Below are 7,606 nucleotides of genomic sequence, written 5' to 3'. Positions count from 1 at the left end.
GCCGGACGCTCTGGGCCGGGCCGCCCGGCGCGGTCACCGACAGGTCGAGCGGCTCCGCAGCGACCGCGCCGAGCTCCGCGAGCGCGGGCGCGGCCAGGACCAGCGGGCCGACCAGGTCGCCGTAGCCCGACGCGAGGTGCGCGGCGTGATCCGGCACCGCCCGTGGCAGGGGCTTCAGGCCGGGCGGGAACACCGCCGCGTCGTCGAGGAACCCGGCGAACACGCTCACTTCGGCCCCCGCCCGGCCCAGGTCCACGAGTAGTTGCCGTCCTCGGCCGCGCGACCGCCCTCACCCAGCTCCAGCGGGCGGAACGTGTCGACCATGACAGCGAGCTCGTCGAAGTACTCCACGCCGATGCTGCGCTCGTACGCGCCCGGCTGCGGGCCGTGCGAGTGCCCGCCCGGGTGCAGCGAGATCGAGCCCTGCCCGATGCCCGAGCCCTTGCGGGCCTCGTAGTCGCCGCCGCAGTAGAACATGACCTCGTCGGAGTCCACATTGGAGTGGTAGTACGGCACCGGGATGGACAGCGGGTGGTAGTCCACCTTGCGCGGCACGAAGTTGCAGATGACGAAGTTGCCGCCCTCGAACACCTGGTGCACCGGCGGCGGCTGGTGCACGCGGCCGGTGATCGGCTCGAAGTCGCTGACGTTGAACGTGTACGGGTACAGGCAGCCGTCCCAGCCGACCACGTCGAACGGGTGCTGCGGGTACACGAACCGGGTGCCGACGATGCCGGTGCTGCCGCGGTGCTTGATCAGCACCTCGACGTCGGTGCCCTCGACCAGCAGCGGCTCGGTGGGCCCGTGCAGGTCGCGTTCGCAGTAGGGCGCGTGCTCCAGCAGCTGGCCGTACTTGGACAGGTACCGCTTCGGCGGCGTGATGTGCGAGTTCGCCTCGATCGCGTACGCCCGCACCGGGCCGTCCGGCACCCAGCGGTGCGTGGTGGCGCGCGGCAGGATCACGTAGTCGCCCTGGCGGAACGGCAGCACGCCGAACACGGTTTCGACGACGCCCTCACCGGACTCGACGTAGACGCACTCGTCGCCGATCGAGTTGCGGTACAGCGGGGACGCTTCGCCGGCCACGACGTAGGAGATGCGCACGTCGCCGTTGCCGAGCACGAGGCGCCGCCCGGTGACGACGTCGTTGGACTTCCACTCCTCGCCGGGGAACAGCTCGTGCAGCTTGAGGTGCCGCGGCTTGAGCGGGTGGTTGGCCTCGGTGGTCAGGTCCGGGAGCTCCCAGACCGTCGAGTCGACGATCGCCGACGGGATGTTGCGGTGGTAGAGCAGCGACGAGTCGCTGGAGAAGCCCTCCTCCCCCATCAGCTCCTCGTAGTACAGGCCACCCTCGGGAGTGCGGTGCTGCGTGTGCCGCTTCGGCGGAACCGCACCGACCTGCCGGTAGTACGCCATGACCTCGCCTCCTTGCCGGTCCGATGTAGTAAATGTATGTACTACTTCGCCGACGCGCAAGGGTCAGTTGCGGCCACGCACGTCGAACTGGTCGCGGTTGGTGATCAGCTTGTCCAGCAGCATCACCAGAATCCGCTGCTCGGCCTCGGTGAGCACGCTGGTCCATTCGTGCTCGCGCTCGTTGTGCTCGCGGAACACCTCGACCATCTCGGCGCGGCCGCGTTCGGACAGCGACAGCAGCACCGAGCGGCCGTCGTGCTCGCCGGGCGTGCGCTCCAGCAGCCCGTCGGCCACGAGTGTCTTCGACAGGTTGGACACCGCCGCGCGGCTCATGCCGGTCAGCTCGGCGGCCTTCTTCGCCTCCAGCGGGCCGGCCAGCCAGGTGACGAACAGCAGCCGGAACCCGGACCAGGACTGGCCGCGCGGCCGGTGGACGCTGGCCTCCAGGTCGTAGGTGACGATGTTGGAGGCCCGGTTCAGCGTCAGCAGCACCTCGGTGGCGAGCTGGTGCCGGAAGCCGAACTCCTCGGCGAGCCTGCGGTTGGCGAGCTCGACGAAGGACCAGAAGTCGAGCTCGCCAACACCACCGTCCGCCATGACCGCAACCCTATCGCCAGAAGAAGTAGTTAATATCTAAACTACCTCGCGGGCCGCCGCGGCGCCACGCCGTTCCCTCGTCACCTTGAGGAAGGACAGCATCACGGCGCAGACGACCAGGCACGCGATCGGGAAGTACAGGCCCACCGACACGTCGTCGGCGGTGGCGTTCTTGCCGATCACGTACGGCCCGAAGAACCCGCCCAGCGCGGCGATCGAGTTGATCGCGGCCAGCCCGACCGCGGTGTGCTCCTTGGACAGCACCCGCGAGGCCAGCGCCCAGTACGGCGCGAGGTAGCCGAGCACGCCGATCGCGACCAGCGACAGGCAGATCAGCGCCGCCACCGGGGTGTGCCGGAACTGGATCGTGCCGAACAGGCCGATCGCGGCCAGCAGCATCATCGCGACGACGTGCCCGCGCCGCTCCCCCGTCCGGTCGGAGTTGCGGGCCACCAGCAGCATGCCGGCCGCGCCGACGATCCACGGGATCACGCCGAGGAACCCGATGTTGGTCGCCGAGTAGGACGGGTCCATCTGCTTGACGATCTGCGGCAGGAAGAAGGTGAACCCGTACAGGCCGCACGCGGCGAACAGGTTCGCGAAGGCCATGTAGAGCACCTTGCGGTCCTTCATGACCCGCAGCTGGCCGAGGAAGGTCTCCTTCTGCTCGGGTGCGTAGTCGGAGTTGATCTCGGTCTCCAGCCACTCGCTCTCCGCGCGGGAGAGGAACCTCGCCTGGCTGGGCTTGTTCGGCAGGTAGACCAGGACGATCAGGCCGACCAGCACCGCGGGCAGGCCCTGCAGGATGAACACCCAGCGCCAGCCGGACAGGCCGAACCAGCTGATGTGGTCGAGGATCAGGCCGCCGGTGAGGCTGCCGAGGATCATCGCGATCGGTTGCGCGATCGCCAGCGTCGCGATGGCGCGGCCGCGTTCCTTCGGGCGGAACCACAGCGTCAGGTACAGCAGCAGGCCAGGGTAGAGCCCGGCCTCGGCGACGCCGAGCACGATCCGCGCGATGTAGAGCTGCGGGATGTTCTGCACGAACCCGGTGACGGCGGTGACGATGCCCCAGCTGATCGCGATGCGCGCGAGCCAGATCCGCGCGCCGATCTTCTTCATGATCATGTTGCTGGGAATCTCGAACACCACGTAGGCGAGGAAGAAGATCGCCGACGCGGTGCCGAACACGGCCGTGGTGATCAACAGCTCGTGCTGCATGCCCAGCTGGGCGTAGCTGATGTTCGACCGGTCCATGTAGTTGAACACGTACAGCAGCGCGACCAGCGGCAGGACTCTCTTGCTGACCTTGCGGATCGTCCGGCTGCCGAGTTCCCCGGCAGCGGTGGTTTCGCTCATGTCTCTCCTCGTTGAGTGTCTCGCGAAGTCAGGCCGCGGCGTTGACGCCGGCGAGGCGGCCCATGGTCAGGGCGTTGGCGACCGCGTTGCCGCCGCCGACGTAGCGCTGCCCGAGCACGCCGGCTCCGGCCTCGCCCGCGGCGAACAGGCCCGCGATGGCCTCGCCGCGTTCGTCGCGCACCGCGGCGCGCGCGTCGATCTCCAGTCCGGCGTGCGTGCACACCAGCTCCGCGGGCAGCAGGCGCGCCGCGTAGAACGGAGGTTCGCCGATCGGGTCCGGGTGGCCGGCCGAGCCCTTGTTGGCGAGCGTGCGGTGCCGCAGGAACTCCGGGTCGTGGCCGGACGGCAGCTGCTCGTTCCACCGGCGCACGGTCGCGACCAGCGCGTCGGCGGGGATCCCGGCCTTGCCGGCCAGTTCTTCGAGGCTACCGGCGCGCAGCGTGCGCCCGGCTTCCGCCTCGGCCAGCACGTGGCCGGCGTCCCAGTGCGCGTACCCGGCGGGCAGGGTGCGGCGGGCACGCTCGTCGAAGATCACCCACGCGGTGCCGCCCTGCCGCTCGATGATGCCGCTGGACACCGCGTAGGAGGCGTCCTCGTCCATGAACCGGCGGCCTGCGGCGTTGACGTAGACCCGCGACTTCGGCGGGAACCCGGACTGCCAGTGGTGCAGCCGCTGGAAGTAGGCGGTGGGCAGCAGCAGGCCCCAGCCGTCGCCGGTGACGCCCGCGCCGACCTGCTCACCGAAGCGCAGGTGGTCGCCGCGGCTACCGTCAGCGGCGACGACGAACAGGTCCTCGCCCGCCCGCAGCGCCGCCGGGTAGTAGCGGGCCAGCAGGTCCGGGTCCCTTGCGAACCCGCCGCTGGCGACCACCACCGCGCCCGCCCGCACCTCGATGCCGTCGGCGACGACGCCGCGGACCCGGCCGTCGTCCTCGATGAGCCGCTCGACACGGGTGTTGAGGACGACCTCGACGCCCCGGGCGCGGGCGGCCTTGGCGAGCACCTGCACGACGCCGTAGCCCTGGTCCTTCGGCACGTGGCCGCGCCACACGTCCTCGACCCCGGCCTGGCACAGGCCCGGCGTGTGCGCGTTGCCGGACACCTTCGCCGGGATCTCCACACCGAGGCCGATCAGCCACTCCAGCGTCGGGCCCGAGTGGCGGCAGAACGCCTCGATCAGCCCGGGGTTGAGCTGCCAGGAGTTGAGGTCCATGTAGTGCTGGAAGAACCGCTCCGCGGAGTCCTCGACGCCCAGCGCGGCCTGCACGCTCGTGCTGGCGGCGGTGAACATGCCGGCGGACAGCTGCGTCGAGCCGCCGAGCTCGGTCTCGGACTCGAACAACAGCACCGACGCACCCCGCTCGGCGGCGGAGGTGGCCGCGGCGAGCCCGGCGCCGCCACCGCCGACGACCACCACGTCCCAGTCGTCGTTCATGCCAGGTCTCCTCCGGTCTCGGCGAGAATGCGGTGGTACAGGCCGTTGGACACCAGGCCGCCGTCCACGGTGACCTCGCTGCCGGTCATGTAGCTGGACCTGTCCGAGAGCAGGAACAAGACGGCCTCGGTGATCTCCGCGGGCTGCGCCATGCGCCCGGCCGGGATGCTGGCCACCGCGGATTCGACGAACGAGTCCGCACCGGCGAGCAGCGCGGTCTCGACGAGTCCGGGGTGGACGGAGTTGACCCGGATGCCCCACTTGGCGAAGTTGCCCGCGGCCGATTTGGACAGTCCGGTCAGCCCCCACTTGCTGGAGCTGTAGGCGGGCGAGAAGTAGCCGATCTGACCGGAGATCGAGGAGATGTTGACGATCGAGCCGCCGCCGGAGTCGCGCATCAGTCCGGCGACGGCCTTCATGCCGTAGAACGGGCCGGACAGGTTGATGCGGAGGACCTGTTCCCAGACCTCGTCGGTGGTGTCCAGGAACTCCAGGCGGCGCGAGATGCCGGCGTTGTTGACGAGGCCGGTGAGACGGCCGCGAGTTCTCCGGATTTCTTCGACGACGCGGGCCCACGCCCGCGGGTCGGTGACGTCCAGTGCGTGCGCGGACGCCGAGCCGCCGTCGTTCTCGATCTCCTCGACGACCGGGGTGGCGTCGGCGATGTCGGCCAGGCACACGTGCGTGCCGTGTTTCGCCAGGGCCCGGGCGTGACTGGCGCCCATGCCGGCGGCGGCGCCGGTGACGAGCACCGTGTCCGGGTACTCAGACATGCCGCGACCCGCCGTCGACGGCGATGCTGTGGCCGGTCACGTAGCGGGCACTTTCGGAGAGCAGGAACAGCAGCGGGCCGACGACCTCTTCGGGCGAGCCGAGCCGGTGCAGCGGCACGACGTCGAGCGCGTGCCGCAGCGCGGCCGGGTCCTCCTTGACCCAGCGGGTCATCTCGGTGTCGATGTAGCCGGGGGCGATCGCGTTGACCCGGATGCCGCGGTCGCCGAACTCGACGGCGAGCGATTCGGTGAGGTGCGCGACGGCGGCCTTGGAGGTGCAGTAGGCGGCCCGGCCGCGGCGGACGCGCACGGCGGACACCGACGACATGTTCACGATCGCGCTGCCGGGCTCCATGTGCCGGGCGGCGGTCTGCGCGCCGTAGAGGACGCCCTCGACGTTGACCGACAGGGTCGCGTTGATCTGCTCCGGCGTGATCTCGTCGGCGAGGGCGAACGGGAAGATGCCGGCGTTGTTGACCCAGAAGTCGATGCGCCCGAACCGCTCCAGCGCCAGCTGTGCCACGGTTTCGTGGTCCTCGGGCTTGGTGACGTCGATGTGGGCGCCGATGATCTGGCCGGGCTTGTCGCTGCTCGCGACTTCCGCGGTGAGTTCGTTCGCGGTCGCCAGCATCTGCTCTTCGTTGATGTCGGCGCCGACGACGTGCACGCCGCGGGTGGCCAGGGCGGCGGTGAAGCGCGCGCCCATGCCGCGGGCCGCGCCGGTGACGACCGCGACCTTGCCCGCGAATTCCGGGTAGACGGCCGTCGTCGGCTCGTGCTGGGCGCGTGTGTCGGTCATCGGTTCTCCTTCGTGTCGTCGCGGCGCACCGTCCGGCGGCGGATGCGCCACGTGCCCGCGTGGCGGACCAGGTGGTCGGTGATCGTGGTCAGGCGGAGGAGTTCGGGCGGGCTGTCCGGGAGGGTGCGCACGATCTGCAGGTAGGCGCGCGCGGTGAGGCCGTCGTCCGCGGGCGTGACGTGCAGGTTGGTGAGGACGTGCCGGGTGACGCCTTGGTGTGCGGCGAAGTCCTCGGCGAACTTCGTGAGCTCGGCGGTGCCGGTCACCGGAGCCGGATAGCTCGGTGAGTGGAACTCGCCGTCCGGGGTGAAGGTGTGCGCCCACTCGCGGGCCCGGCCCTCGTCTATGTAGTGGCTCTGCGCGCCGTACAGCTGGTGCACGAGCACGAGCGTCTCCACGTCCACGACGACCTCCTCCGGGGGCTTGCGCGCTGCGATTCGCGTGCTATTATCGCACGCAGCGTGCGAACTACGGAAACAGTAGGTCGCGGTCCGTTCGTCGTCAAGGGGGTGCCCGCGTGTCCGAAGTCGACTCGGGGATGTCGAAAACGCTGCACAACGGGTTGCAGATCCTCGAGCTGCTCGTCGCGCACCCGCAGGGGATGACGCTGACGGAGATCGCGGAAGGGGTGGGCGTGCACCGGACGGTGGCGCACCGGCTCGTGCGGACGCTGGAGGCGCACCGGTTGTGCCGGCGGGACCGGTTCAAGCGGATCTCGCTGGGGACGGGCCTGGTGCGGCTGGCCGAGCCGGTGGAGCAGGACCTGCGGACGCTCGCGCGGCCCGTGCTGGAGGAGCTGACGGACCTCACCCAGGCGACGGCGCACCTGGTGGTGCGGGAGGGCGCGGACGAGGTGCGGATGCTGATGATCGTCGAGCCGCGGCAGGCGCGGATGCACGTGAGCTTCCGGCCCGGCCAGGTGGACCCGATCGACCGTGGTTCGGCGGGCCTGGCGCTGCTGGCCGCGGCCCCGGCGGCGGAGGGCGAGCGGGAGGAGGTCGCGCTGGCCCGCAAGCGTGGTTTCGCCGTGTCCTACGGGGAAATCGCACCGTCGATCATCGGGATCTCCGCGGTGGTGCCCGGGCGGGAAGTCAGCATCGGCCTGTCACTGTTCTCCGCACCCGACGAGGAGGGACGGAATCTTGGCTTGTGCTGGTGACCCTATCGCCCTCTGCCTGCGCTGACGTGGTGCGTCGCCTCACGTTCTGCTGAACCGATCGAGTCGAA

Annotated in this window: 8 protein-coding genes and 1 pseudogene; 1 reads left to right on the top strand and 8 read right to left on the bottom strand. The window is 70.2% G+C overall.

The genetic code is table 11. The annotated features are described in order from the left end of the window. The 8 genes and pseudogenes from ABZ193_RS42715 to ABZ193_RS42680 all read right to left on the bottom strand — a co-directional run. Positions 1-256, bottom strand: a pseudogene (locus ABZ193_RS42715) (hypothetical protein); the annotation flags it as partial. Continuing rightward, on the bottom strand, positions 226-1,416 hold the full coding sequence (locus ABZ193_RS42710; protein WP_354714523.1) for a homogentisate 1,2-dioxygenase domain-containing protein: 1,191 nt from the start codon (positions 1,414-1,416) through the stop codon (positions 226-228). The pseudogene ABZ193_RS42715 and the gene ABZ193_RS42710, both read right to left, overlap by 31 nt. A 63-nt stretch (positions 1,417-1,479) precedes the next feature. After that, the gene (locus ABZ193_RS42705) at positions 1,480-2,013 is read right to left on the bottom strand and encodes a MarR family winged helix-turn-helix transcriptional regulator (protein ID WP_020416735.1); all 534 of its coding nucleotides are present in this window, start codon (positions 2,011-2,013) and stop codon (positions 1,480-1,482) included. Between the two features lie 36 nt (positions 2,014-2,049). Beyond that, complete coding sequence (locus tag ABZ193_RS42700) at positions 2,050-3,372, bottom strand: MFS transporter (RefSeq protein ID WP_354714521.1); 1,323 nt, start codon at positions 3,370-3,372, stop codon at positions 2,050-2,052. A 28-nt stretch (positions 3,373-3,400) separates the two neighbouring features. Continuing rightward, positions 3,401-4,807, bottom strand: a complete 1,407-nt coding sequence (locus ABZ193_RS42695) for an FAD-dependent oxidoreductase (RefSeq protein WP_354714519.1) — start codon at positions 4,805-4,807, stop codon at positions 3,401-3,403. After that, on the bottom strand, positions 4,804-5,580 hold the full coding sequence (locus tag ABZ193_RS42690; protein ID WP_354714517.1) for an SDR family NAD(P)-dependent oxidoreductase: 777 nt from the start codon (positions 5,578-5,580) through the stop codon (positions 4,804-4,806). Before ABZ193_RS42690 ends, ABZ193_RS42695 begins: the two co-directional genes overlap by 4 nt. Beyond that, the gene (locus ABZ193_RS42685) at positions 5,573-6,379 is read right to left on the bottom strand and encodes an SDR family NAD(P)-dependent oxidoreductase (RefSeq protein ID WP_354714515.1); all 807 of its coding nucleotides are present in this window, start codon (positions 6,377-6,379) and stop codon (positions 5,573-5,575) included. The genes ABZ193_RS42690 and ABZ193_RS42685 overlap by 8 nt, the downstream gene beginning before the upstream one ends. Next, entirely contained in the window at positions 6,376-6,783 is a 408-nt protein-coding gene (locus ABZ193_RS42680; protein ID WP_354714513.1) for a nuclear transport factor 2 family protein, read from the bottom strand. The genes ABZ193_RS42685 and ABZ193_RS42680 overlap by 4 nt, the downstream gene beginning before the upstream one ends. A gap of 113 nt (positions 6,784-6,896) precedes the next feature. Here ABZ193_RS42680 and ABZ193_RS42675 point away from each other — a divergent pair, with 113 nt between their 5' ends. Continuing rightward, positions 6,897-7,538: a helix-turn-helix domain-containing protein gene (locus ABZ193_RS42675; RefSeq protein ID WP_354714512.1), complete on the top strand. Its 642-nt coding sequence runs from the start codon at positions 6,897-6,899 to the stop codon at positions 7,536-7,538. Positions 7,539-7,606 lie beyond the last annotated feature (68 nt).

The organism is Amycolatopsis sp. NPDC006125 (assembly GCF_040614195.1).
Taxonomy (GTDB): Bacteria; Actinomycetota; Actinomycetes; order Mycobacteriales; family Pseudonocardiaceae; genus Amycolatopsis_E; species Amycolatopsis_E tucumanensis.
The sequence above is the reverse complement of the archived record's forward strand: the minus strand, read 5'-3'. Positions and strand labels throughout refer to the sequence as shown.